Below are 24,331 nucleotides of genomic sequence, written 5' to 3' on the forward strand. Positions count from 1 at the left end.
TAACTATTTATTCATACCCATTATAGTAAACTTAACCTTAAATCACATTATTAATGGACACGAAAAGTGTTCCCTTGTATTTATCAATAATTCCCTATTCTTGGGGATATTTGATTTTTTAGAAGATTCTAGGAAGCAAATAATTACCTAACCTTAAGAAAAAAGGGTGCATTTAATACGGAAATATCCGTTATTAGAACACAAATGAGTGTTAATTGTCATATATCGGGTTAAAAGGACAAAATGTCCCTTAAATAAAGATCATTTTATGCTAGTTAATTCCTTCATTCCTAAGTTTTCTCGTCTCCAAAAAGTAGCTATGTCCTAGATATATTACGTAAAATACTGATGCAAAAAAGATGACAAAAGGGATGAGTGAGAGTAGGTATAGCCCTAGCGTTTTTAGTCTTAAAGTATTTGCATGAAAAAAGCTAATCTGTTTTGCTTCTTCTTTTGTACAGATAGATGAAGAGACATCATAGGTCATCATCTTGTGAAAAAAGTAATATAGAGGGAAGTTAAACGCAATGATGTTGACTATGGGGATAAAATATAAAGGGATAAAGACGAAAAATAACACTACCATAATGAGTATCCATTTGAGTGTTAAAAATACTCCCTCTACTGCGTTTGAGTATCCTATCATCTCTACATCTTGATAATGTCTGTACTGAATCTCCTGCAAAATTCTATGTGTTAAAAAACCTATCACTAAAAGTGCCACAAAGATTGAGGCATAAAGTATGAAAATGCTCCCAACAGTATAGACTAAAAATGTTGCAATCCAAGAAGTAAAAGCACTACTCATCAAAAACTTAATGATAGCCGTTCCTTCAAGCGTAGCAGCAAAGCTTTCCGTATGAGGGATGCCGTTTTCTATGGTTGTTTGAGAAGTTTGTATGTCCATAGTTGTGAGTTGGTCAACCCCCAAACCTGCAACGATAAAAAACAAAATATATAAAGCAATCATACTGATGATGAAAGGCATAATGGAATACGCCAACATCTTTTTTGTCAGTAAATCTTTGATGCTTAGAGATAAGATACTTGTTTCATTGTCCATTTAGATATTTTCCTCTATAAGTTTAAATGCTTTTTGCATATCATCTTCACTCATTTTTCCAGATTTGTAAAAAAGAAGTTTTCCTGCTTTATCAAATACTAAAATATTTGATGCATCATCTCCTAAATCCCACTCATGCACAAGTACTTTGTCTTGATCTTTGACATAGATGGTCTTTGGAAACTCTTTTTGTTTTCCTTTTAAAATCATCTCAATAGCAAAATCAGGTTTCCAAGTTGCCGCCATATTGATAACAGCTAAACTTCCAAAGTCACCTTTTGCTCTGTAGTCTTTTTTCTTTAATGCTTGAGAAAACTCTTCGTTGACATCTTTTTCATCAGGGTCTACATAAAACATGACATATACTTTGTCTTTGAGTGTGTTTGAGTTCCACTCTCCACCTTTTACAAGTCCGCCTTTGTCACCACTGATAGTTACATTTTTAGGTGTTTGACCCACTGTTACTGCGTATAGATTTAAAGTAGCGAGGAGTGCTACAAGTGTTGTTTTGATTTTCATAATTTACTCCAGAGGTTTTGATTTAGTTTTAATTCTTCTACAACGCTTATAGCAAGATGCAGAGTATCGACATATTCCATCGCTATTTTATACTTTAATAGTGAATGAAACACAGATGGCTCAAATAAGTCTTTATTATATTCTATCGCCATGTAAATATTGCCACCTACAAATGAGATGTAAAGTGGATGTTTTGAGCGTTTTTTGTAGTTGAGTAGTCTTTGCATTAAGGTGTGTGTTAGAATGTATCGTGCTTCTATCTGGTCACTTGAGTAGACGACAAACTCTTTTTCAAAGTCGGGATTATCCATCTTGACTAATTCATTTCTACTAAAGTTATTTGATTGAAGCCAGTTGCCTACAAGGTCACCAAAAGTGCTTTGCGCAGAGTCTGGAAGAACGACTGTTTTGGCTTTAAAGTCTTTGTTAAAATCACTGACGATGAAGAGCCCTTGAAATATTGTACTCCAGGAAGTCCTCCCTTTGGAATCTTTATGCTTTTTTTGTGCATGAAAATCTGAGAGTTGGAGTGCTACGCCTTGGATTTGACCTTTGATAAGGTCGTTGCCACTTACTTTATCTGGGCGAGAAGTAAAAAGACGAGAGCGTGTAAAACTCATCTCTGGTATGTGCATCTGAGGAAAATACTTGAGGTTTTTATCTAACTCTTTTACAAGTGGAGCGATGATCTTCTCTTTAAATGCTTTTGTGTAGTCTTTTGTAAAATATTTGTAGAGTATGCCTCCGCCAACAACATAGGCAAAACCTAAAAAGATAAGAAAATCAATCTCAATTATCTCTAGTTTGATTAAAACGAGAAGGCTAAACGCAGTAAACAAAGTATAAATGATGGCTACTTGAATAAGTCTGTGTCGAAGGACTTTTCTCTCATCTTCAAGCTTTTGTAAAACAGGGTAGAGTGTTTTGTAGTAAAAATCTGTAAGTTCACTGACGCTTTTCATATTTAATTAAAAAGCTCTTTTACATTGACATTTTTTCGTTCATGTTCGCTTATCTCAAACACATCTTTTTGCTTGTAGTTCATCATGTTTGCCAAGATATTTGTAGGAATTTGCTCAAGTGCATTGTTGTAGTCAGTTACAGCTTGATTGTAGGCACGTCTTGCTGCTGAGATTTGTTCTTCGACTTCATTGAGTGAGTGTTGTAGGTGCAGTACGTTTTCATTGGCTTTAAGTTCAGGGTAGTTTTCAACAGCTATCATGATAGACCCAAGTGCAGAAGATAGTTTGGTATCGAGTGCTATTTTCTCTTTATCACTAATATTTGGCTTATTTGCCTCTGCGCGAAGTTTGGTTATATCTTCTAAAATCGATTTTTCATGTTGCATATATTTACTTACAGAAGCGACAAGATTGGGGATGAGGTCATAGCGTTTTTTGAGCTGTGTATCAACAGAAGCGAAAATATTTTCGACTTGGTTTTTTTTCGCAACAAGTGAGTTGTACATCAAAACAACAATAATAATAAAGACGATAAGTATAATGAACGGTGTTGACATAAAAACTATCCTTTTTTGATATAAGTATAGTTTATCTGTTTATCTTTTAAACTAGACTTTAGCGATATCTTTAGCAGCGAGATATCCGCTTGCCCAGGCAAAAGCGAAGTTGAAACCACCACGACGTCCAACGACATCAAGGCATTCTCCGACAAAGTAGAGATTTTTTTGTTTGAGAGATTCCATTGTTTTAGGATTTATCTCTCTCGTGTCAATCCCACCGCCACTTACTTCTGCATGACGAAATCCATGGGTTTCATTTACTTCAAAGCGCCAATTTAGCATTGTATTTGCAATCTTTTTGGAGAGTTTGGTGTCTATTGTCCTTACTGCGTTTGAGAGTTTCAAGTATTCTAAAACTCCATTGGCAATTTTAAGCGGAACTAAACCTACTAAAATATCTAAGAGTGTGAACTCAGGCATATTTTTACTCACTTGCATAATGTGAGTAGAGAGCTTTTGCGCGCTAAAGTGAGGCAGAAGATTGATGGAAATATCTACAGCTTGATAATTCTGTAGTGCAATGCTCGCAGCTTGTGAAATATCTAAGATGGCAAAGCCTGAGACACCATAGTTTGTAAAAAGAACATCGCCATTAATACTCATCTCATTTTTGTGGTTTATAAGGAGTGTAACTTCTGCATTGAGTTTTGCTCCACTCATTTTATGGGCTATTTTAGAGTTAAGATGGAGTTGTACAAGCGAAGGATAGGCTGGGATGATGCTATGTCCAAATGCTTGGGCAAACATCTCCCCATCGGCATTACCACCAAGATGTGAAGCAGCACGTGAACCTGTTGCAACTACTACATTGTTGTATTTATTTAAGAGGGGTTTTATATCATTGACTTTTGTATCAGTTTCAAAGATAACACCCAAGCTTTTGGCATACTCTTCGTAAATTTTTGCAACACTTTTAGCTTCATTGCTCAGAGGATAGGCACGTCCATCATCTAAAACATTGAGAAGAAGTCCGATAGAGTTCGTAAACTTTTGAAACTCCTCAAATCCAAATTGCGCTAGAGCATAAGAAACAAAGTCAGGATTGTCGCTGAAGAAGTCATTTGCCGTGAGGTGTTTGTTTGTGATATTACAGCGACCGTTTCCTGAGACGAGAATTTTTTTAGCACATTTATTGTTTTGCTCAAATATGGTGACATGCAAACCTGCTTTTGCACAAAAAATTGCACATAAAAGTCCAGAAGCTCCACCGCCGATGATGGCTACACTCTTTGGCATCAAAGTGTCACTATCTTAGCACCAAAACCACCTAAGTGTTGGGGTGCATCTTCAAATTTTTTGACTCTTGGATGTGCTGCTAAAAAGTTTTTTACAGCATAAGAGAGTTTTCCTGTTCCTATGCCATGATAGACGATGACTTCATCCCAACCGTTGATGAGTGCATCGCTTAAAAACTTATCTAAAACCTCACAAGCTTCATCAGCTCGCATGCCATGTAGGTCACATTTGAGTCCTGCTTTTTTTGTAACATTTACTTGGAGGTTTGTTGTTGGTTTTTGCTTGATAAACTGGGTGTGTTGTAAGTGTTTTGTTTTTACGCGAACTCGCATACCATCTATCTCAAGGGTGGCTTCATTTTTTCCTTTCATGGAGATAATAGTCCCTTTTTGAGAATGGTACTTGACTTTATCTCCTACATTAAAGACTTCACTGCGTTTGAGTGTGGCTTGTTTTTGTGGGGGAAGTTTTTTATTTGCTTTATTCATAGCACGGTGAATCTCTCGCATATCTCCAGCTTTTGCAGCACTTTTTGCTTCACTTATGGCGACATCATAGCTGCGTTTGAGTACTGCTTTTTGCTCTTCAAGTTCACGAAAAAGTTCTTCTTTTTGTGTTTTAAGTGCTTGCTCTTTTTTGTAAATCTCATCAAGCTTTTCATCGACTTTTTTGTGTTTTTGTTTGAGTTCACGTTCAAGTTGTGAGCCGCGTTCTATGAGAAGGCTTAGTTTTTCAGAGTTGTCTCCGTAAACATTTTTTGCTTCATTGACAATGTTGTTAGCGATGCCATAACGGCTTGCAGTCTCAAAAGCATAACTTTTTCCGATGATACCCTGCATAAACTCGTAGGTAGGTTTTCGCTGCTCTTCATCATAAATGGCTGCCATAAGCTCAACATCATCACGGTCTGCCATGAGTGCTGCTAGACGTTTGTGATGGGTTGTAACGACGACTTTTTGTCCACGTTTTATGAGCTCATCAAGGATGACTTTAAAAAGAGCTGCTGCTTCATCTGAGTCTGTTCCAAGTTCAATCTCATCAACACCAATAAGCGCAGACTTTAGCTCAAATATACGGGAAAACTGTTGCATTCTTCCTGCAAAAGTTGAGATGTCATTTTTGACATTTTGTGGATCGTCGATGATGGCTTGAACTGCTTTAAAGTTCCCTATACTTGACTTTACTGCGTTTAGTTTCATCGGGATGATGTACTTAGCCATAAATGCAGAAGCAAGAATGGACTTGAGTAGCATTGTCTTTCCACCTGCATTGACACCCGTAATCATCAAGATATTTTTTGAGAAGTCTACATTTATTGGCTTAGCTTTATGCAGAGCTGGATGAATAAAATCACTTAAGATAATTTTAGAGTCTTTTTTGCTTTTTATGATTTGAAAGTTTTTACTCTTAGCAAATAAAACACGTGCTTGATAGTTGTCAAATTTTGTAAACTCTTTATCGATAAAGTTGATAAAAGCTTGGAGTTCATAGAGTTTTGTTGAAAACTCTTTAGTATATTCATAAAAGATAGCTTCACGCTCTTGCTCTATAAAGCGAATCTGCTCTTTTGATTTTAAAACACTATCTGGAGCGACATAAAAAAAGCCTCCTGTACTGCGTCCAAGTATCGCACCTTTGAGTACATGGTTGAAGCCACCGCGAACAAGTAAACACTCTTCATTATTGATGAGGTGTACCTGCGTATCTACAAGGTAGCCTGTCAGTTTTGAGCTGGACATCATACGCTTGAGTGCGCCTGAGATATTGCCCTTATGTTCGTTTATTCTTTGTGTTAAACGAAAAAGATTTTCATCAAGGTTTTCTTCAAATTTTCCATCATTTGTGAAGTATTTTTCTATTTCAGTGAATTTCTCTGGAATGTCAAACTTTTGCATCCACTCGCCAATAAGACCATCGAGTTCACGTTTTTGAAAGTAGCGAAAATATCTGACAATCTTGACTATCTCAAAAATCTGTTCAAAGTTTAAGATACCGTGTTTTTTGAGATGCCCTTTGATATCATAAAAATCTACCACTTTTGGTGGAGCTTTAAACTCAAGCTTATCAAGCTCTTTAATGTAGCGAAAATGAAGCTCTTGATCACCTTCAATGTAGAGAGAGTGTTCACGGGAGAAGAAGCTTTTAAACTGTGTTATATGTTCTGACAAATCAAGTTGATTTATCAGTATGTCTATTTTTGATTGCTTATTGATTGTGTTCGTCCAAGTTATTATATATGCCGAATTATAGCATTAAAAGTTAAATTTTTGATGCATTGTCTTCAAAGCGAAGCTCTCTGTAGGCTATAGCTGCTTTACCACCATCGTCGAAGTTGTTGATGTATATTCCTGCTTTAAAATAGTTTGGTTCTTCTTCCCAATAAGTAACATCGTAACTAATCATCACAGTATCATTGATGCTTATTTGCAGGATGTTGTTTTGCAGAGAAACCTGAGTATGAAAAAAACCATCCGGTCGCTTTCCTAAATCAACCCAAAGATACTCTTTTGGAGTTCTTGGATAACTAGAGATGATAACTGCCCAAATATGGTCATAGATACTAGTTCTACTTCTTTGCCATGTGAGTCGTAGGAGAGGGTAGTTAAATGTTGGGACATTGCTACCATCGCTAAGGGTGATGGTAGCTCCATCAATACCGTGAATTTGCATCCAAGTATAAGACTGTGTATATTGAGGTTTAAAGCAGTGTATATCTGCTATCCAAAAATTACCTTCACTGCTTGAAGTGTGCCAGCCTGCAGAAGTATTATACTCTCCACTTTGTGAATCTATGACAACTTGTCTGAGTTCTGAACGCTCTTTTATGGTGTTGAACTCTTTGTCGAGTTGAAAATACAAATCACCATCTTGTGTGGCATAAAACTGGGGAGTTTTAAAGTTTTCATACCCTCCAATACGAGCTATAGTTGTGGCATGTGGATACTGATAATTTGCTTGGTCTAAAAGCGCTTTGTATTTACTAAAATCGTAGGGAGCCGTTGTATTTGTACTATTATAATCAGGTAAAACATCATAATATAAATCTTCATTGACCTCTTTTGGCGGATGTTTCATATCACAGGCACCCAAGGTGATAATTGTAAGCATACTGAGAAAGAAAAAAATATATTTCATTTTAAAAATGGGTAATATCACTAACATTTGATGCATTGTCCTCAAAATTTAGTTCACTAAACGCAGTAGCTGCCACGCCTTCATCGTTGTAATCTTCAATGGAGATACCTACTTTAAAGTAGCTCGGTACATCTTCCCAGTAGCTGACATTTTGTGTGGTCATTGTAGAATAATTGATTTTTACTTCTAAAATATTGTCTCTTATATGGACTTCAGCAGGAAAAATATAATCAGGACGAGGACCTAAATCAATATACTCGTATATTTTTGGCTCACTCTCACTCGGTGTACTTTTTGTCATAATAGCCCAAATATGATCGTATAGATTGTTAAAATTACGCTTCCAAACGAGTTTGACTAGAGGGTAGTTATAGTAGATAGATTGGTTGTCATCGAGTTTTTTAAGACCATGAACTTCCATCCATGTGTACGCGTCAATCTTTTTAGGTTTATAGCAACGTACTTGAGAAAGATAGAAGTTTCCCTCACTGTCTTTTGTTTGCCAGGTCTGCTTTTGTAGAAGCATAGAAGCCGTTCTTGGTGAAGCTGGTGTTTTGTTAAGTGCAAAAGTAAGTTTGTTTTCATCATCAAGATAAAAGTTTTCACTTGAAAAATCATGCAAAGAGTCTGATGTGTTTCCATCAGGAGCAAGGTAGCTAGATTTATCTAACAGTGTTTGAAAGGTACTATCGTAAGGCACAGGATTATTTGCATCAAAGGCAGGTACAGTGTCAAAGAGAGTATCTAAATCTACATCTTTTGGAGGATGTTTTATATTGCACCCTCCAAACAGTAAAACTAAAGAGAATAGTGTAAAAAGTGTACGCATTATTTTTTTATTTCCTTCACAAAATTAGTATCATAATCAGGTGGTGCCCAGCTTGCATTTTTTGGTGTGCGGTATATTTTACCCCATTTATGCTTTGAGGTATTTACATGAAAGTGTACATTTTCTACAAGGTTGTCATGCGAAGCACCACCATGAAAATTTATATCTACTTCAGTATAAAGGTTTTTGATCGTGTTGTATGCACTCGCCCATTGAAAAACAATATGGCGGATATTTTTGACATTTACATCAGATAAAGTGTTATGAAAACTTTTGTTAAAACGAAGGTATCCATTTCCTTTTTTTCCTTTGTTGATACTTCCATCTATAAATATGTTTGAACCATAGCAGTTATATGCTCGCTCAAAAACAAGAGGATTTGAACCACTGTTTTGTATCTTGATATTTTGGAGTGTGACATAAGCAGCGTATTTTATATGGATACCATCTATCATCAGATTTTCATCTATATTTTTATAAATATGTTTGTATGTATCTGCTTTATAGATAGAATCAAGGGTGATGTTTTTTAAGTTTACATTTTTTACGGCATTGATTTTATATACTTTTGCCCCTTTATCTATGTGGCTTTTTGAGACGAACTGTGTGAGTATAGTGCCATTTTCATACTCTGCTACTTCCATAATCTCACTGCGTAAAATTGGATACTTTTTATACCATTTTTGTGAACCTAAAACAGATTTTACAAAGTGCTCATCATTTGGCTCTTCTACAAGTAAGATATCTTTTGCTTTTATTGACTTTGATGTAGTTATTTTTAGTCTATTGTTATTGTATGTTGGAGTAAGGGTTGTGCCAATAGAGTTTTCTTTTTTACCTTCTATGGAAATGATGGCTTTTTCTTTGTTGTGCATGTGAGAGAGAAGGGTTGTTTTGTTCCCAAGCAGAGTGATGTCGCCTCTGTTGATAATTATAGGTTCATAAATATCTAAAATCCCTTCTGGAAGTAAAATGATACTCCCTTTTGCTACTTTTTGAATAAGAGTATTTAAAGTTTTGGCATCATCCTTGTTGTCATTTGTTTTGGCTTCAAAGATAATACTGTTTTGTTTGTTTAGGGGCGAGGCAAACAACTCTATATCAGGAAACTTTAAGAGCTGCGTTTGAAGTGTCGCAATAGCAAAGATAAAGATAAAGATAAAAAGGTACATTCTGTAAGAAGAGTAATATTTTGCTATTTTGTATTTGATAGGAGCTATGTCATCATTTGCAGTTTGGACTTCACCTCCAGCTTTTGCCCATTTTTGATCGTCTAAATTGAAAAAAGATCTAATTTTTACATAAGAACCATACCATTGCCCATGGAGCATAAGTGGCAAAGTCTTTAGTGATACTTGGTGTCCAAAGAGTGCAAAAACTCCCGTTTGAATAGTACGAACGATAAAAATCCAAGCGATATAGAGTGGCAGGTATAAGATACTTTTAAAAACAGTAAGTAAAAGCATGGCAAGTATTCCAGCAGATGAGGTCCACATAAGTGCGAGTTGGTCATAAAAAAGGTACTTGATAAAAAGAGGTTGATTTTTAAGCGCTCTTGCTCTTTTGTTATTTCTAAGGGTGTTTCCATACCAACGATAAGGCAGGGTTCTACTGATCTCTAAAAAATCTCCATCTCTACTTTCAAGAGAGTAGGCTACAACATCAGGAAGGTAGAGCATATGCCAACCTTGCTTCATCATATAATACCAAGAGCTTTTGTCATCTCCCATTAAAAACCTAAATTTACCATAGTTTGGATCGATGATAATGTCATTTTCAATTAGAGAGATAAACTCTTCGCTGATAACCGCAGTCGTACGAAAAAGTGAAAAACGCCCTGTAAGTGTGAGGACACGCTTTGAGAGTGAATGTGACTGAAATAAAATATGTCTTTGGGCAAATTTGAGTACAAACCACTCTTTATACCATTGAGACTTTGAATCAACATAGCCTAGCTCATTTGTTGTGAGTGCTCCAAGCTGTGGATCAAGTGTGAAAAAAGGAAGAGAGTTCTTCAGTGAATCTTTTGGTAAATAGGTGTCACCATCCATAAAAATTGTGACACTGTTTGTATCTTCTTCACGCTCTTCATTAAAATCTCTAGCTACTGCTCTGAGCGCATGCCCCATAGCTATACGTTTGCCGGAGTCTTGTTTTTGAAAGATAAGCTTTATCTTATCCCTATTTGGATGGGACTCATACACATTAAGTATAATACTATCTTCATAATCACTAGAGGTTGAGACAACTAACACAGCTTCGCAGGGGATATTGTTTATCTCTTGGATAAGTGATGTAAAAACCTCTGTCGTAACCCAAGGGTCTTCTTTATAAGAAGGGATGATAAAGTAGATTTTGTCTGGAAATCTTTCTTGGAAGTCTTTTTTTTCTATCTCTTTTTTATAGGCAGGGTATTTGATTTTAGCATATATAAAAGCACGAATATAGTTAGTGATAAGTAAGCCATATCGCCAGATACCTAAGAATGCAATACCAACTAAAAGCCCACCTTTTAAATCGAGCAAGGCAGTATGAAACAAAAAAATTAAAAGAGTAGCTATACTTAAATAGAACAAGGCAGGTTTGAGAAATGAGCGTAGTGCTACTTCTCTTTTGTGCTGTTTGATCATTGTCAGTTACTGCCTAAAATCATAGAGAGGATTTTTTGTGAGACTAAAGAAGGATTTGTGATATATACGGTGACATATTCGTTAAGTGAGAACTGTACATTTGCATCATCAAAAGAAATCTTTACAGGTACTTCATTTTGTGAGAGTTCATTTGCACTGACATAAATGCCATCAATGGCTGGGTAACCGACACCACTGATGTGTGCCTTATAGCGTTTTTTCAATCTAGGAGAGTAGATAATACAAGATGCCCCTAGTTGAATTTTTGCAACTTCATTAGAGAGTACTTTCATTAAAATATAGGGTGTTGTATCTGTTTGTAACATAACAACGTTATCTGCAAATTCTAGTTGGCTACCTGCTTGTTTTGAGAGCGTGTAGACACTTCCACCTGTTGTTGCAAGTACTGTTGCGAGTCTACTTTGTGTTTGCAACTGTTCTATATTCAGAGCATTTTCATGTAACTGTTTCGTTAGAGCAAGAATACTGTTTTGTACAGAGAGGATATGGTCTTGATTTTTGACATAGTTTTGTTCAAGTAATAGAACACTTTTATCTGTAGAGCCAGTATGGTTGCGAGCTGCATCATAGTGTTGCTTTGTTTGCATATACTGTGTTTGAATAGGTACAAAATCTTTAAATGCAAGAAGATGTTTTTCATAAAGAGTTTTTGCCCTTTCATAATCTATTTTTTGTGAGTCAAGTCTCTCTTTGAGTGTTATAGTATTTTGCTTTGTTAGTCTTTTCATCTCTTTTCGTTTTTTTGTTTCAAATTTTTTATACTGTTTTAATTGTTTTTGAAAAGTTTTTAACTGCGTTTGAAGTTTGTTTTGTGCTTCTTTTAAAAGTATGATCTGTTCATCAAACTCCCTCGTATCCATTGTAAACAAGAGTTGTCCCTCAGCGATATGCATCCCTTTTTGAACATAAATCTTTTTGAGTGTTCCATCAAAAGGGGCTCCATAGATAGAAGAATTTCCAGCGATAAAACCCTCTTTATTTTTGACAATGATATAATTATATACAAGAGTACTCAGAGCGATACTCAAAAATATAAGTCCTAAAAGTCCGTAAAGAAACAAACGTTTTTTAAAACTTTTATGGACCTTTGAAGACTCTTTTTCGCTTAATTGTATGGGCTCTTTGATAGGCGAAGCAACATCTTGCATAAAAAAAGTTCCAGAGATATCATCGATAGAGTCTATTCTTCCTTCAATCGCTAGGGTTGCATAGTGACGTAAAACCCTGCTGTTTTTTGCAGATATATCCGTTATTTCCATACCGTATGTATTGGTGTCAATATTTCTTACACTTACCTGCATGGATAAGTTTATGGAAGATTGCTCTATAGGTAAGATGAGTTGAATGTCTAAAGTGTCACCAAGAGATAAACTACTATCTTCATCATTGTCAATTTTGACCTTAAAGCCGTGAACAGACCAATCGAGTACGGTATAGGCCTGATTGTTAATGATAGCTTGAATTGGAATGTTTATTCTATGTGATTTACGTTTTGAATTGCTAGAATGTGTGATGGGTGAATTGAGTGCCATGGTGTGCTTTTAATCCTCTACTAAGTTGTTAAAGTCGTAAATATTTGTTAATGAAGAGAGTTGCAGTATGATTTTTAAAGCTTGGATTCTTTGTAGCATACTCTCATATTTATTTTTTAAAATCTCTTCTTGTAGCCTTAGTATCTTCTCTTCAAAGTCGATGTTAAGTTCAGCTATATAGTATTTTGCTATTGTTTGGTAGGCTTGAAGTTCTTTTTCTAAGTTCTTGTTATCAAGTTGATTGACTTGTATCACTGCCTTTGTTTTTTCAAAATTTTGATATAAGTTCTGTATGCTTGTATTTATATGATTATTGATCGCTTGTTTTTGTAAGTTTAGGGCAGATATTTGTAGTTTTTCAAGCTCTTTTTCTTCGCTAGAACTAAAGTTTAAAGGTACTTTTATCTGCGTTCCTACAGTTTGGTAGTATCCTACTTCATCTACACCTCTTTGACTTGCATATACGTTGAAGACAACATCATCTCTAAAGCTTTTTGACTCTTTAGCAAGGTCGATATGTGCGTTTTGTATATTTGATTCATAACTAGCAGTTTTTGCTTGGTTTTGAATGTTTTGTTCTTTTTTTAAACGCAGTGTGTCAATTTTTAAAAGCAAATGATAGATATTTTTATCTATAGTGATGTTTTGGTTATTTTTATATATCTTCTCAAGAGCAAGGTATTTTTTTATTTTATGAGAAAGTTTTTGAATTTTTTCTTTTGAGAGTGCCCCTTCTTTAAAAAGTTGACTACTGCGTTTGAGTGCATCAGTATACATTTTGCCTAATGCTTCGTAATATTTTTCATTGATTGTATCGCTGAGTTTGTCTAAATTTGCTAAATTTTCTTCAAGGTTGAATTTTTGTAAGTTTATAAGATTTTGGTAGGCAAATATTTTACTTTTAGCAAGACGAAGTTGTTTATCTTTTTTGTGTTGGTAGTATCCATTTTTAAAAATATCATATTGTATTTTTAGATTATATTCATAGTCTGTGTAGTCTCTGTTTATATAGTCTTGAGAAAAGTATTGATCATATTTTGCATCTATGCTTAAACCGAAAAAATCACTACTTGTTTGAATTTTTTCTTCTTGTTTTTGTAAAAGTTTTGTATATTGCTTAATGGAACTCTTAAGAGAATTATCTTCACTTAGCACTGCGTTTGAAAGCTTTGGTAGAAGGGTGAGTGCTGTTGCATTAAAGTCATATTTGTACTCAAAGGAAGTTCTTGGTTTTACTTTTTTTGGTATTTTTTCTTTAAATCTACTTCTACGTGTGAGTGTTACATAAGCATCTTTATATTTTGGTTTATAATTTTTGAGTGCATTTTTTGCTTGAGCATTATCTTTATAACAGCCACAACGAAGTGTATAGTAGTTGCCAATATGTAGCATCTTACACTCTGATGGAAAGTTAAACTTTTGTTCTTGAGAACTACTGTATAAACTTACAGAGTAACAACTTTCATTTGCAAAAAGAGTGCTACAAAAAAGAAGAGGAATAAAGAAGGTTTTTGGATACATATAAAATTATTTACAGTCAAATGCACTAATCATTTCTGCATAATGAGGTGTAGTTTCTTTTCCTATAAAGGTATAAGTTCCAATGCTTAAAGAGTATACTGAACTGTTTACGTCAACCCCTTTACAGTTAACAGTTTTTCCTTGCTGATATTTCGTTACAACTTTACGCAATTTATCACTCTGTTGTGTTTTGTACGTGTTGTAGGCTATGGCAGAGTATATGATGACAAATAAAACTGTTGTAATCGTTATCTTATGCATTCGTGCTAACTCTGTAAAATAGTTTAGAGCAAGAAATACAAAGACTAAAAGAACAAAAGATATGATGTATGCCACTATGCAATCCCTCGTATTTGATAAGTAATGTCACCTGCGCCAAAGCCGATGATCAAACCTTTGTCTAAAGTTTCAAGGTTTTTGTTATCTTTTATAACGGTGATAGTGTTGTTCGCACGAGATATTTTATCTGCCATGGTAAGGTTGTAAGCTTTAAAACTTTCTTGAAAGTCAATCTCACGAGGTGCTTCACCTGCTGACCAAACGGGCAAGATGATAAGCTCAGCTGCTCCATCAAAACATTGAATAAAGGCATCAAGATTGTCAATAGTACGTGAATATTTATGTGGCTGCCAGATAGCTGTAATCTTGTCAAAACCTTTGAGGAGTGCATACTCTTTTACAGACTCAAATGTTGCTTTTATCTCTGTTGGGTGATGCCCATAATCATCAATGATTACACTATCATTCTCAAAGCCAACGATGTCAAAGCGTTTTTTAATCCCTTTAAAATTTAAAAGATTTGTTCGTATCATTTCTATATCCATAGATTCTTGTGCAGCGAAGATTGCAAGTGCAGCATCAAGGGCAATATGTTTTCCAAAGCCCCAAACATCAAAAGTGCCCAAATCTTTAAGAGTAAAACGTGTATGTGGTTCATTGTCTATTAAGACAAACTCAATGTTACTGATGTCTTTACTTGGATAGAGCCAATGCGCATCTATCTCTCCAACTAGCGAGGATAAAAATGGGTCTTCTGCGTTTAGGACTTTGAGTGGTGCAAGATTGATGAACTTTTTATAAGTATCATAAAAGAGTTCATAATTGTAGTCGTAGTATTCCATATGTTCAGGCTCTGCGTTTATGACGACTGCACAATAGGGGTTGGTATTTACAAAACTTCCATCACTCTCATCAGCTTCAAAAATCATCACATCATTTTTTTCATCATAACGGACGTTTGAACCAAACTCTTTTGATTCTGCACCAATGATAGTCGAACCATTCATAATGGAGGCTAAAATTGCTGTGGTTGTACTTTTTCCATGTGCTCCAGCGACTGAATATACTTTTTTATCTTCTAAAATTATAGCTAGTGCTTCACGACGAGCAAGGACTTCTATACCTTTTGCCTGTGCAGCAACAACTTCAGGGTTGTTTGGGCTTATGATTGCAGAATGGACAACAAGGTCTTGGTTTGTGATAGCCTCCGCTGAGTGAGGTACAGTAACAGTGATACCCATCTTGCGAAGGTTTTTTGTTATGATAGTATCTTTAATGTCTGAACCACTTACTTCATGCCCTTTATAGTGCATATATTGCGCTAGTCCTGAAATGCCTATGCCACCTATACCAATAAAATGTATTTTCATCTGCTAAGCCTCCTGTTTCTGGAGATTATCTAGCAACTCTTGTGCCTCTTTTGTAAAATCACTTATATAAAAAGTTCCAGCATTTTGTGTTGCTTCAATATCTGCTATTGTCTCAAGGAAATCGTCAAATGGGAGTTTTTGTGAAGCCACGCCCCAATGAAGTTTCATAGCATTTGAAAATTTTGTGTCGTTACTCAAACCTGAGAGAACTTCAAACAGTGCTGCAGCATCTTCAATCTGACCAGCAGAATAATGTTCTACAGCATATTCATAAAGAGCGCGAAGTGTAGCAAAATCTTGTACTTCATTCATATCCATAGCTCTATGGGCTTCAAGTGTGTCTGTGAGTTTTTCTAAAGCCAAATCAAGTATGTTTGCATAAAAGCCGTGCAGTGTCTCTTCATCAAACAAATCATGTGCCTGTTGTTCAAGTACATAAAGTCCTGCAATGTCACTCTCTTGTTGTGCTTTTAATATCTTTTCTTTTAACGCTTTATCTTTGCTCATTTAAACATTCCTTGATTCTTAATAGTGCATCTTTTGTCTTTTCTTGACTTTCAACCAGTGCGATACGGATGAAACCTTTGCCCGGGTTTTCACCTTTGGCATTTTCTCTTGCTAAAAACTCACCTGGAAGGACTTTTACATTGTACTTTTTGTAAAGTTTTTTAGTAAATTCTAAAGCATTGTCTACCTGCATCCAGAGGTAAAAGGTCGCTTGTGGGATTTCGCTACCAAGAATCTCTTTGGCTAGGATGAAGTTTTCTTTATAAACAGCTCTTGCTTTTGCAACATGATCTTCATCATTCCATGCAGCCGCAGCAGCATGTTGGAGTGGAAGAGGTGAAGCACAACCGATATATGTTCGGTACTTCATATACTCTTTGAGTACTTCTGCATCCCCAGCGATGAAGCCTGAACGTAGACCCGGAGCAGAAGAGCGTTTTGAGATGGAGTTGATAACTAAAGTATTTTTAAAAGTATCATTTCCAACAAGTTTTGCTGCTTCTAAAAGGGAAGGTGTTGGCTTGTTTGTATAAATTTCACTATAACATTCATCATTTAAAAGTACAAAGTCATGCTTTAAAGCAAGTTTTACCCATGTTCCCAATTCTTCTACCGTGAGTGTTGCCGTTGTTGGATTGTTTGGGAAGTTTAAGATGACCAAATCACACGCTTGAAGCTCATCTTCTTTTATCTCAGGCTTCATGTTGTTTACTGCGTTTAGATTGAGATGAATGACTTTTGAGCGTGTGGCAATGGCTGCGCCTTCATAGATTTGATAAAAAGGGTTTGTGTATGCCATGACAGGGTTCTTTTTGTCAAAAAGTAAAAACTGAGGGAAGTTAAAAAGTACTTCTCTTGTTCCAAATGTTGGAATAATTTGAGCATCACTGAGTGTGACGCTAAATCTTTTTTCTACAAAGTTTCTTTGTGCTTCTCTTAGTATAGTTTCCCCTGTGGTTTTAGGATATTTTTTCAAAAGGGGAGTATTATCTCTTAGTGCGTCTTGGATAAACTCTGGTGTTTCAAACTGGGGTTCTCCTATAGTTAAAACAGAAGGATGATAGCCCTTGTTTGGGATAATCCCTTCAAGAAGAGTTGTAAGTTTTTCAAATGGATATGGTTCAAAATTCATTAATATTTCACTTTATTTATTTAATGCAATTATAGCGAAAATTATTGTACAATTAGTAACATTAGTCATATGGAGGCAAGAATGAAAGTACTATTTTTAGCATTATCAGCACTACTTTTTTTAGGTTGTAGCGATAATAAAAAGCAAGAGCATACAAAAGTTACTCAAACAGAGCTAAAAGCTGCAGTTTCTGAAGAAAAAGTACCCCAAGAGGTGACGCAAGAAAAAGTTGTAAAAGAAGAAAGTGTAGAAGAAAAGGCAGCTGAAATAGCAGTAGCTCCAAAAAAAGCAGTAGCCCCAAAAAAAGCAATAGAAGTCAAAGAAGTAAAAACTGAAGTTGTTCCTAAAGAGGTTGCCGTTATTCAAGCGCCAAGTGTTGATGGTGCTCTCGTATTTAAAAAATGTGTTGCTTGCCATGGTGCAAATGCAGAGAAAAAAGCACTCAATAAGTCACAAGTCATTCAAGGATGGAATACACAGAAGATAATTGCTGCTTTACATGGTTACAAAGATGGAACATATGGTGGTGCAATGAAAGGGGTGATGAAATCCCAAGTATCTAACTTAAGTGATGATGAAATTACAGCTGTGGCAGAACATATTTCTAAACTTTAAACGCAGTAGCACTGCGTTTATTTTATACTAATTTTAAACTAAATGGCTACAATTTTGTAAATTAATAACGAAGAGAAGAGATGAAACTTATTGTAAATGGAAATGAAAAAGAATTTAGAGATACTGCAACACTTCAGGAAGTTCTTAAAGAGCTAAATCTTGAAGGAAAAGTTATGGCAGCAGCTGTAAATATGGAAATAGTAAAGCAAGACAGTTGGGATAAATATAAGCCTAAAGAAGGTGATAAATTAGAACTGCTTGACTTTGTTGGTGGTGGATGATTCTACGCTAACAACTGCGATGGCATACTCGCCATCGTGAGTAATAGAAACAGAAGTATCTGTGATATGAAAATTTTGAACAATTTTTTTAGAAAGGGCAAGCTCTGGTTTTCCTCTCTCTGACTTATAGATTTTGATGTCATAAAATGAACATTCACTCCCAATACCTGTGCCAAGTGCTTTAGCAAAAGCTTCTTTGACAGCCCAAAATCCCGCCGCAGTTTTGTAAGACTTCACAAGAAGACATTCTTCTTGAGACAAAAACTTCCGTAAGCCTTTATTCCCGAAACGTTCCATTAGACTTTTCATGCGTGAAGTTTTGATTAGGTCAATTCCAATCATTACTGAATAACAAATTCTGAGTATTTTGGTAACATAAAGTATCTCCTTGTCCCTGTATTACTCTATTTGAAGTGCTTTTTATAGATACTGAAAAAACACTAAGTCCGCCAAAAGTCCGCCTAAATAATTATAGTCTAAGACGAAGCAAGAAACTGTTCTGTAAGTTGTTCTTCCTGCATTTGAAGTATTTTGAGTTCTTGCCGTTTTTCTTCATTGAGTTTAAACAGTTTCATTTTTTCTTGAATATATTCATCCGCACCTTCAATATTTTTTGATTTTTCTACTATATCATTTTGAAGTTCATCAATTCTTTTAAGTGCCTGTTGCATTGCTTGTTTGTTAAGTATCAAAATAAGTTCCTATTTTTTCTTGTAAAAAGTCAATATTTATATTTTCGTATGTTTTATCTTCTCTTTTATCTATGTAGTGTAGAATTATATCATTTTTTAATATACTTTTTAAAGCAATGACAGTTTTGTAAGAGTTTATGTTGCTTTTAACAAACACTTCATACGGTACTTTTCTCTTGGTAACAATTTCCCGCTTTATAGCATATTCATAGCAATGCTCTGGCTCGTTATAAAGGTAGAAAATTTCAACTCTATACTCTTTATCTAAAAGTCGTTTGATGTTCTCAAGTGCTTTTGAAAGATTTGATAAATTGCTATCTAAAATCAGAGAATATTTGTGTTTAAGAGCATAATCAAAAAGTTTGCTAAAACCTTTACTCGCAGGTTTTTGAAAAATATCGGAATTATTTCCATTGTATCCAACAGGTTTGAAAAACTCTCGAATTTCATCAGTGTCTATATGGAGTAAATGTGGATTTTTTTCTTTAAGAAAAATTCCAAATTCAGTTTTTCCAACTCCACTCATACCAGCAGTTAAGATGGCTATTTTTTCATTTTGAGGTGTGATGCCTTTTGTGAATTTTTCAATAAAATCTTTTTTATTTTTGTTGATATACTCTATTGCTTTTTGTTCGATTTCTAAGATATTGGGTGCTATTTTTTCCATTGTTCTATCTTCTCCCATGCATTGTTGATATTTTGTGTAATTTCCGTATAAAGCTCTATATTTTCAGGGTTTAAATCAGGATGATATTCTCGTACTAATTTACGATAAGCTTTTTTTATGGTTTTAAAATCATCATCACTGCTAACACCTAAAACAGTATAGGCACTATCGCTATAAAACTGTGCAAACTCATTTTGAGGCTCTTTTGGAGACTCTTGTGTGTGCTGTTTTTCTTGTTGTGAATATGATGAACGATAACTCTGCTCTTGATAGCTTTGTTCTTGCTTGTAAGATTTCTTCTTACTTGTTTCTTCTTCACTCTTTGCACCAAACGACTCAAAGAAACTACTTATGATGATAGGTATAGCTCGAACCCAGTTTATAAATCGTATTATTTTATAGTAAAGTGTAATAAAAAAGTAGTAAGTATTTGCACTCATCATCTTAATATTTTGAATGGTGTCTTGTGTAAACTGCACTAAAAATTTTAGCTGTGGTGCAAGAAGAGCAATTCCTACTATAAGCTTTTGATCATATAAAGGATTGTCAAATCCTGCATGAACTATTAAGTAAATTCCTAAATAAGAGTAGAGTAGATGAAAAAAAAGAGTTTGTGCTTTTTTTGAAAAGTAAAATGCTATTGCAAAAATAAATCCCATCGAGAGTAAATTTTCTAAATCCATATCTTAGTCCCAGTTGATATTTTCTAAATCTACATAGTGTATGTTGTCATAACGATTAACACCCTTAATCGTATAAGGCTTGAGTTTTGAGAAACCATTAAACATTATATCTTTATAGTAAGGTTTTACACTCAGCTTTAGCGGTGCTTTATTTGCATAGACAAAGAGTGCTTCATTGTCTTTCATTGTTCTAATCTCACTTACATTCATAACAGACTCTTTTTCATAGTAGTTTCGCCCATCTGCTTGTCGTTTGAGTGTCTCTTTGTATCCAAACATCTTTTCTAAATCAGTGGCTAAATCTAAATCAGCACCGCTGTAGATAAGTTTACTTGCGATACCACCATCTAAGATGGTTTTTGCTTCGTTTTGAGAGTACTGTTTTATGAGTTGGTTGATATTTTGTAAAATAATTGAGATTGAGACATTATACTTTCTAATGGTTGTAATGACAGATGAAAATCTTGGTATGTTCATATTCCCAAACTCATCAAGTAAGCAGTACAAGTGCAAATCTTTTGCACTTGGCAGCTTATCCATCATTACATTAAAGAGTTGGGAGTAAAAGAGGTTAAGTAGGAAGCTATATTGTTCTTGATACTGCTGTTCTATTTTTATAAACACGACCGATTTTTCCTCTCTAAACTTTTTAAAGTCTATAGAGTGGGTATATGTCAATTTTTCTAAATTGTTATTTATCCCTATGGGAGAGAGTGCCGTTGAGGCAGTCGCTATAAAACTCTGTATAGTTTTTTCATTCCCACTTATAAAACCTTTATACTCTGAAAAAGTTTTATTATCAGCATATCGTTTTATAAATTCATCAAGTGGCTCGCCACTTTTTCCAAAGTTATTAAGCATATACCTTACATTTGCAAGGTTCATATATCGTTTATCATTTGTAGAGTTCAATACTTTTATGAGTATCGAGATAAAGTTCTTTGCTCCATCACTCCAAATCTTATCCTCTGCTCTTGTGCCTTTTAGTCCCGAAGAGGCTAAAAGTATCTCACTTACCATATCTATACTCATGGAGTCTTTTGCATATTCAAGAGGGTTGTATCGTATGGACTCATCCAAATTTTTTGGGTCAAGAACATATATTTTAAAACCTTGATTATGTAAGTATGCACTTGTTTTATCGTAGATTTCTCCACTTAAGTCGGTTATAACCATTGAGCATCTTTGAGATGCGAGTTTATAGATGTTTGGTAGAACATACGAGGTGGTTTTTCCTCCTCCAGTTCTACTAAAGAGTGCGAGGTGGTTAAAACTCTCTTTTGAAGAGAGTCTTTTATTTTTTCCATCTACTAAAAGCCCATCATTAAACCTTGAAAAGGTTTTAATCTCATCTTGTTTACTCATCATACCATCGCCTTTTATAGGCGGTTGTGAAAAAAATGAGTACAGCCAAGAGAGTGGGTTTAAAAACCGAATTCCAAATTTTCTAAATAGATTGTTCATACCTGCAAACATAATTATTGAAATAAAAATAAGTGCTAAAAATTCCATGTACTATTGTAGCTAAAATCTTTTTAACTTTTGGGAGTATCTTCACTCTCTATCATGAGAGTTTTCTCTTGCTCTGCTTCTTTCATCTTTGGCTTTTTGCCGTTTTATCTCTCTTCCTTTTTTATGTTCAAATTTTTTGAACAGCTCTTTATACTCTTTTTCTAAGCCTAAAGTTTTGAGTCTGTATTTTTTGTTTTTGTACACAACTCCATGGGTAGCACCTCTTGTGTAAAACTCAAATCCTTTTTGTTTTATGCTTCTCTCAAAAGCCTCTTTTGATTGAGCGGTTTTAAAACTTGATAGTAAATCATTTATGATTTGCTCTTTAGTGCTTTTAACACCTCTGTGTTTGAGTTCTTGTTCCTTTTGTTTTTCTTTTGAGAGATCCTTTTTATCTTGATAAAAAGAGGACTCGTTAAGCTCTTTGTATTTTTGGTTTTTGTAGTTTTCAAGCTGTTTTTGTATCTCTTTGAACTCTTTTTTAGAGAGTCTAACTCTTTTGTTCCCCTCTATCTCGTTGGCACTTATCATTAAGTGCAGGTGCATATTATTTTTTTCTTCATGCACAACTCCAAAGGCAAGATGTTCATCTGCTCTTTGGAAGAGGTATTTCTCTGCCATATCTAAAAGTATCTCTTTTTGTCTCTCTTTTGAGAGAGAATTTTCTTCTAAAGATAAAACCTCATGATACATAAAAACCTTGCCTCTTGCTTCTCTAAGGTATCGTGCATTTTTATAAAACTCATTGAGGAACTCTTTTTTATTACTTGGATGTGCATAAGTGTTTCTTGAAAAAGTAAAAGAGGATGTATCACGAGTGAGGTAGTCGTAGAGTTGCGAAAAAGATTTACTTTTTCTGCTCATAGATTTTATAATCATGGCTTAGGTTTTAGCGATAAATTTTTTAAACTCTTCTTCATACTGGCGAAGTGCATTAATGAGTATATTTATATCAATCTGCTCTGTCATATTTGTTTTATGGGCGATTTGATTGATGTTGTTTGCTATACCACGAGATATGCGGATATACTCACTAATAAACTCTTTTTGCTCTATGGAGAGAGTTTGGGGTGTGTTGTTATTTAAAAACGATGTTACTATGCTTTTAGCATAAGAGTTTGTTTTTAAATCTAAAAAGATGGCTCTTCGTTTGAGTTCATCATAAAAAGCGGTACTGAGTGGAAAAGTTACAATCTTGTTTTTAGAGTTGTAACTCTTCTTGTACTCTTTTTGATAGTTTGATTGACTCATATTTTCACTTCTTAGTTATAAAGTTTGTATGGTGTTTGTGTAGTATTTTGCTAACTCGACTAAAGGGTATGAAACATCGCCTTGACCTTGTTGAATATAGCTACATCCTTGACCTGCTCGTCTTAGTCTATCAAGTGTTGATATACTTAAGCCACATTCTCTTGCCATTTCTTTTTTTGAGATGGCTACTCTTTTGTACTTTGCATACAAAGTATCAAAAATTACTTTTGCTTCACTACTCATAATGAACTCCTTAATTAAATTATAGTAATGATAATCTATTAAACCTTATAAATATATAATAAATAGTAAGTATTAATTATATATTTATAGTAAAAAATAGATTTGAGTAAATTTGACTACTTTATAGTTATTAATAAACTATTAAAAGTAAGTATTATATAATTATGAATAAGGATTTTTTATGAGTACAGATGAAAGAAAAAACAGAAGTGTAGGAAGACCACCGTTAGAAGATAGTTCTCAAAAGAGAGATAAAAAAGTGATGCTCTCTTTAACTCAAAAGGAGTATGACTATTTGCAAAAAATGCAAAAAACACTTAATCGCTCTACATTAACATCGACTATTCTTTATTTTATGGAGCGAGGGCAAGAGGCTGTAAAGGAAGATTTTTCTAGGGATAGATAGATGTTTACTTGTAAACATCACCTCTAAAATCTATATCGTTTACGATAGCTATGATTTTTACTTCATTATTTTCTAATTCAAATAAAATTCTGATTTTACCAACTCGAACTCTGTAGTAGTTTTTAAAACTACCTTTGAGTTGTTTGACATCAATATTTATATCTTCTTTGAGTACAATTTTTTTGATAGACTTCACAATGAGCTGTGTAGATTTTTCTTTGGAGAGAGCATGAGAATTTTTAGTAAAAAATTTATCTGCTCTTTTTAGGTATTGTACCTCTAAAGTCATATTTGAATTGATTCTTTAGAAGAGATGATTTTATCATCTGCACTAAAAGTATGTAAAAGTTTTGCATAGTGTTGTTGCTCTTCATCAGAAACAAACTCAACAGTAGAACTACTATCAACTTTTAAACCTTTGATAAAACCTTTTTTTAAATTATTGAGGATAGTCATAAATGAGTCATAATTGTTATCATCAATTTGTAATTGTATTGTTTTCATTATAATTTTTTCCTTTATGAATATTTATTATAATTATACCACAAGAGGAGAACATTAATAGACTTCTTGCATAACCTCAAACTGGTTCAAAAATTGCTATTGCTCAAGCATGAAGAATTATGAGAAATTAAAAGAGCTAAAACCAGAACTATTCAAACGATTAACAGGTGTAAAACCTGAT

At 34.5% G+C, this 24,331-nt stretch carries 28 protein-coding genes; 3 read left to right on the forward strand and 25 right to left on the reverse strand.

The genetic code is table 11. From position 1 onward, the window contains the following. Window positions 1–271 precede the first annotated feature (271 nt). From MV052_RS00570 to MV052_RS00640, 15 genes are all read right to left on the reverse strand, one after another. Entirely contained in the window at window positions 272–1,063 is a 792-nt protein-coding gene (locus MV052_RS00570; RefSeq protein ID WP_297439934.1) for an EI24 domain-containing protein, read from the reverse strand. After that, window positions 1,064–1,582 carry a YtfJ family protein gene (locus MV052_RS00575; protein WP_297439936.1) on the reverse strand — a complete coding sequence of 173 codons (519 nt, stop codon included), beginning with the start codon at window positions 1,580–1,582 and terminating at the stop codon, window positions 1,064–1,066. Next, entirely contained in the window at window positions 1,579–2,544 is a 966-nt protein-coding gene (locus tag MV052_RS00580) for a DUF3137 domain-containing protein (RefSeq protein ID WP_297439938.1), read from the reverse strand. Before MV052_RS00580 ends, MV052_RS00575 begins: the two co-directional genes overlap by 4 nt. 2 nt (window positions 2,545–2,546) lie before the next feature. Next, window positions 2,547–3,101 carry a LemA family protein gene (locus tag MV052_RS00585; protein ID WP_297439940.1) on the reverse strand — a complete coding sequence of 185 codons (555 nt, stop codon included), beginning with the start codon at window positions 3,099–3,101 and terminating at the stop codon, window positions 2,547–2,549. A 51-nt stretch (window positions 3,102–3,152) separates the two neighbouring features. Beyond that, a complete protein-coding gene (locus tag MV052_RS00590; protein ID WP_297439942.1) occupies window positions 3,153–4,340 on the reverse strand; it encodes an NAD(P)/FAD-dependent oxidoreductase in 1,188 nt (395 codons plus the stop codon). Next, window positions 4,340–6,508 carry an endonuclease MutS2 gene (locus MV052_RS00595; RefSeq protein WP_297439944.1) on the reverse strand — a complete coding sequence of 723 codons (2,169 nt, stop codon included), beginning with the start codon at window positions 6,506–6,508 and terminating at the stop codon, window positions 4,340–4,342. The genes MV052_RS00590 and MV052_RS00595 overlap by 1 nt, the downstream gene beginning before the upstream one ends. 91 nt (window positions 6,509–6,599) lie before the next feature. Further along, on the reverse strand, window positions 6,600–7,502 hold the full coding sequence (locus MV052_RS00600) for a polysaccharide lyase family 7 protein (protein WP_297439946.1): 903 nt from the start codon (window positions 7,500–7,502) through the stop codon (window positions 6,600–6,602). Beyond that, window positions 7,477–8,304 carry a polysaccharide lyase family 7 protein gene (locus MV052_RS00605; protein WP_297439948.1) on the reverse strand — a complete coding sequence of 276 codons (828 nt, stop codon included), beginning with the start codon at window positions 8,302–8,304 and terminating at the stop codon, window positions 7,477–7,479. The genes MV052_RS00600 and MV052_RS00605 overlap by 26 nt, the downstream gene beginning before the upstream one ends. Beyond that, window positions 8,304–10,934, reverse strand: coding sequence for a glycosyltransferase (locus MV052_RS00610; protein ID WP_297439949.1), 2,631 nt, complete (start codon window positions 10,932–10,934; stop codon window positions 8,304–8,306). Before MV052_RS00610 ends, MV052_RS00605 begins: the two co-directional genes overlap by 1 nt. Window positions 10,935–10,936: 2 nt before the next feature. Continuing rightward, window positions 10,937–12,487: a PilZ domain-containing protein gene (locus MV052_RS00615; protein WP_297439951.1), complete on the reverse strand. Its 1,551-nt coding sequence runs from the start codon at window positions 12,485–12,487 to the stop codon at window positions 10,937–10,939. A 9-nt stretch (window positions 12,488–12,496) separates the two neighbouring features. After that, entirely contained in the window at window positions 12,497–14,008 is a 1,512-nt protein-coding gene (locus MV052_RS00620) for a hypothetical protein (protein WP_297439953.1), read from the reverse strand. Window positions 14,009–14,014: 6 nt separating this feature from the next. Further along, window positions 14,015–14,344 (reverse strand): hypothetical protein, encoded by a 330-nt coding sequence (locus tag MV052_RS00625; RefSeq protein ID WP_297439955.1) that lies wholly within the window; start codon window positions 14,342–14,344, stop codon window positions 14,015–14,017. After that, window positions 14,344–15,657 carry a UDP-N-acetylmuramate--L-alanine ligase gene (murC, locus tag MV052_RS00630; RefSeq protein ID WP_297439957.1) on the reverse strand — a complete coding sequence of 438 codons (1,314 nt, stop codon included), beginning with the start codon at window positions 15,655–15,657 and terminating at the stop codon, window positions 14,344–14,346. Before murC ends, MV052_RS00625 begins: the two co-directional genes overlap by 1 nt. Window positions 15,658–15,660: 3 nt before the next feature. Then, window positions 15,661–16,164: a hypothetical protein gene (locus MV052_RS00635; protein ID WP_297439959.1), complete on the reverse strand. Its 504-nt coding sequence runs from the start codon at window positions 16,162–16,164 to the stop codon at window positions 15,661–15,663. Next, a complete protein-coding gene (locus MV052_RS00640; protein WP_297439961.1) occupies window positions 16,151–17,296 on the reverse strand; it encodes a succinyldiaminopimelate transaminase in 1,146 nt (381 codons plus the stop codon). The genes MV052_RS00635 and MV052_RS00640 overlap by 14 nt, the downstream gene beginning before the upstream one ends. Before the next feature lie 81 nt (window positions 17,297–17,377). On the opposite strand from MV052_RS00640, the gene MV052_RS10335 reads away from it, so the two are divergent. Both MV052_RS10335 and thiS read left to right on the forward strand, forming a co-directional pair. Next, complete coding sequence (locus MV052_RS10335) at window positions 17,378–17,911, forward strand: c-type cytochrome (RefSeq protein WP_366088868.1); 534 nt, start codon at window positions 17,378–17,380, stop codon at window positions 17,909–17,911. A gap of 80 nt (window positions 17,912–17,991) precedes the next feature. After that, window positions 17,992–18,192, forward strand: coding sequence for a sulfur carrier protein ThiS (gene thiS, locus MV052_RS00650; RefSeq protein ID WP_297439963.1), 201 nt, complete (start codon window positions 17,992–17,994; stop codon window positions 18,190–18,192). Here the strand turns inward: thiS and acpS are convergent. The 8 genes from acpS to MV052_RS00690 form a co-directional block, all read right to left on the reverse strand. Further along, window positions 18,160–18,534, reverse strand: a complete 375-nt coding sequence (acpS, locus tag MV052_RS00655; RefSeq protein ID WP_297439965.1) for a holo-ACP synthase — start codon at window positions 18,532–18,534, stop codon at window positions 18,160–18,162. The genes thiS and acpS overlap by 33 nt on opposite strands. Window positions 18,535–18,668: 134 nt before the next feature. After that, on the reverse strand, window positions 18,669–18,884 hold the full coding sequence (locus MV052_RS00660; RefSeq protein ID WP_297439967.1) for a hypothetical protein: 216 nt from the start codon (window positions 18,882–18,884) through the stop codon (window positions 18,669–18,671). After that, complete coding sequence (locus MV052_RS00665; RefSeq protein WP_297439969.1) at window positions 18,874–19,551, reverse strand: zeta toxin family protein; 678 nt, start codon at window positions 19,549–19,551, stop codon at window positions 18,874–18,876. The genes MV052_RS00660 and MV052_RS00665 overlap by 11 nt, the downstream gene beginning before the upstream one ends. After that, window positions 19,539–20,234 (reverse strand): DnaJ domain-containing protein, encoded by a 696-nt coding sequence (locus MV052_RS00670; protein WP_297439971.1) that lies wholly within the window; start codon window positions 20,232–20,234, stop codon window positions 19,539–19,541. Before MV052_RS00670 ends, MV052_RS00665 begins: the two co-directional genes overlap by 13 nt. Before the next feature lie 3 nt (window positions 20,235–20,237). After that, on the reverse strand, window positions 20,238–21,602 hold the full coding sequence (locus MV052_RS00675; RefSeq protein WP_297439973.1) for a type IV secretory system conjugative DNA transfer family protein: 1,365 nt from the start codon (window positions 21,600–21,602) through the stop codon (window positions 20,238–20,240). A 186-nt stretch (window positions 21,603–21,788) separates the two neighbouring features. Next, entirely contained in the window at window positions 21,789–22,610 is an 822-nt protein-coding gene (locus MV052_RS00680) for a relaxase/mobilization nuclease domain-containing protein (RefSeq protein WP_297439975.1), read from the reverse strand. Between the two features lie 18 nt (window positions 22,611–22,628). Continuing rightward, window positions 22,629–22,997, reverse strand: a complete 369-nt coding sequence (gene mobC, locus MV052_RS00685; protein ID WP_297439977.1) for a plasmid mobilization relaxosome protein MobC — start codon at window positions 22,995–22,997, stop codon at window positions 22,629–22,631. 15 nt (window positions 22,998–23,012) lie between these two features. After that, window positions 23,013–23,240: a hypothetical protein gene (locus tag MV052_RS00690; RefSeq protein ID WP_297439979.1), complete on the reverse strand. Its 228-nt coding sequence runs from the start codon at window positions 23,238–23,240 to the stop codon at window positions 23,013–23,015. Between the two features lie 181 nt (window positions 23,241–23,421). Between MV052_RS00690 and MV052_RS00695 the strand changes: the two genes are divergently transcribed. Beyond that, window positions 23,422–23,646 carry a hypothetical protein gene (locus MV052_RS00695; RefSeq protein WP_297439981.1) on the forward strand — a complete coding sequence of 75 codons (225 nt, stop codon included), beginning with the start codon at window positions 23,422–23,424 and terminating at the stop codon, window positions 23,644–23,646. Window positions 23,647–23,650: 4 nt separating this feature from the next. Here the strand turns inward: MV052_RS00695 and MV052_RS00700 are convergent, their stop codons facing one another. Both MV052_RS00700 and MV052_RS00705 read right to left on the reverse strand, forming a co-directional pair. Further along, entirely contained in the window at window positions 23,651–23,935 is a 285-nt protein-coding gene (locus tag MV052_RS00700) for a hypothetical protein (protein WP_297439983.1), read from the reverse strand. Continuing rightward, window positions 23,932–24,150 carry a hypothetical protein gene (locus MV052_RS00705; RefSeq protein WP_297439985.1) on the reverse strand — a complete coding sequence of 73 codons (219 nt, stop codon included), beginning with the start codon at window positions 24,148–24,150 and terminating at the stop codon, window positions 23,932–23,934. The genes MV052_RS00700 and MV052_RS00705 overlap by 4 nt, the downstream gene beginning before the upstream one ends. Window positions 24,151–24,331: the final 181 nt, after the last annotated feature.

The organism is Sulfurimonas sp., from assembly GCF_026988655.1.
Classification (GTDB): domain Bacteria; phylum Campylobacterota; class Campylobacteria; order Campylobacterales; family Sulfurimonadaceae; genus Sulfurimonas.

Coding starts and splice junctions, on each gene's coding strand:
- MV052_RS00665 (WP_297439969.1), bottom strand. CDS start 19,551: ATGGAAAAAATAGCACCCAATATCTTAGAAATCGAACAAAAAGCAATA.
- MV052_RS00705 (WP_297439985.1), bottom strand. CDS start 24,150: ATGAAAACAATACAATTACAAATTGATGATAACAATTATGACTCATTT.
- MV052_RS10335 (WP_366088868.1), top strand. CDS start 17,378: ATGAAAGTACTATTTTTAGCATTATCAGCACTACTTTTTTTAGGTTGT.
- MV052_RS00670 (WP_297439971.1), bottom strand. CDS start 20,234: ATGGATTTAGAAAATTTACTCTCGATGGGATTTATTTTTGCAATAGCA.
- MV052_RS00700 (WP_297439983.1), bottom strand. CDS start 23,935: ATGACTTTAGAGGTACAATACCTAAAAAGAGCAGATAAATTTTTTACT.
- MV052_RS00570 (WP_297439934.1), bottom strand. CDS start 1,063: ATGGACAATGAAACAAGTATCTTATCTCTAAGCATCAAAGATTTACTG.
- MV052_RS00620 (WP_297439953.1), bottom strand. CDS start 14,008: ATGTATCCAAAAACCTTCTTTATTCCTCTTCTTTTTTGTAGCACTCTT.
- MV052_RS00635 (WP_297439959.1), bottom strand. CDS start 16,164: ATGAGCAAAGATAAAGCGTTAAAAGAAAAGATATTAAAAGCACAACAA.
- MV052_RS00580 (WP_297439938.1), bottom strand. CDS start 2,544: ATGAAAAGCGTCAGTGAACTTACAGATTTTTACTACAAAACACTCTAC.
- MV052_RS00695 (WP_297439981.1), top strand. CDS start 23,422: ATGAGTACAGATGAAAGAAAAAACAGAAGTGTAGGAAGACCACCGTTA.
- MV052_RS00585 (WP_297439940.1), bottom strand. CDS start 3,101: ATGTCAACACCGTTCATTATACTTATCGTCTTTATTATTATTGTTGTT.
- MV052_RS00610 (WP_297439949.1), bottom strand. CDS start 10,934: ATGATCAAACAGCACAAAAGAGAAGTAGCACTACGCTCATTTCTCAAA.
- MV052_RS00640 (WP_297439961.1), bottom strand. CDS start 17,296: ATGAATTTTGAACCATATCCATTTGAAAAACTTACAACTCTTCTTGAA.
- MV052_RS00590 (WP_297439942.1), bottom strand. CDS start 4,340: ATGCCAAAGAGTGTAGCCATCATCGGCGGTGGAGCTTCTGGACTTTTA.
- MV052_RS00605 (WP_297439948.1), bottom strand. CDS start 8,304: ATGCGTACACTTTTTACACTATTCTCTTTAGTTTTACTGTTTGGAGGG.
- mobC (WP_297439977.1), bottom strand. CDS start 22,997: ATGAGTCAATCAAACTATCAAAAAGAGTACAAGAAGAGTTACAACTCT.
- murC (WP_297439957.1), bottom strand. CDS start 15,657: ATGAAAATACATTTTATTGGTATAGGTGGCATAGGCATTTCAGGACTA.
- MV052_RS00690 (WP_297439979.1), bottom strand. CDS start 23,240: ATGAGTAGTGAAGCAAAAGTAATTTTTGATACTTTGTATGCAAAGTAC.
- acpS (WP_297439965.1), bottom strand. CDS start 18,534: ATGATTGGAATTGACCTAATCAAAACTTCACGCATGAAAAGTCTAATG.
- MV052_RS00600 (WP_297439946.1), bottom strand. CDS start 7,502: ATGTTAGTGATATTACCCATTTTTAAAATGAAATATATTTTTTTCTTT.
- thiS (WP_297439963.1), top strand. CDS start 17,992: ATGAAACTTATTGTAAATGGAAATGAAAAAGAATTTAGAGATACTGCA.
- MV052_RS00680 (WP_297439975.1), bottom strand. CDS start 22,610: ATGAGCAGAAAAAGTAAATCTTTTTCGCAACTCTACGACTACCTCACT.
- MV052_RS00575 (WP_297439936.1), bottom strand. CDS start 1,582: ATGAAAATCAAAACAACACTTGTAGCACTCCTCGCTACTTTAAATCTA.
- MV052_RS00675 (WP_297439973.1), bottom strand. CDS start 21,602: ATGATGAGTAAACAAGATGAGATTAAAACCTTTTCAAGGTTTAATGAT.
- MV052_RS00615 (WP_297439951.1), bottom strand. CDS start 12,487: ATGGCACTCAATTCACCCATCACACATTCTAGCAATTCAAAACGTAAA.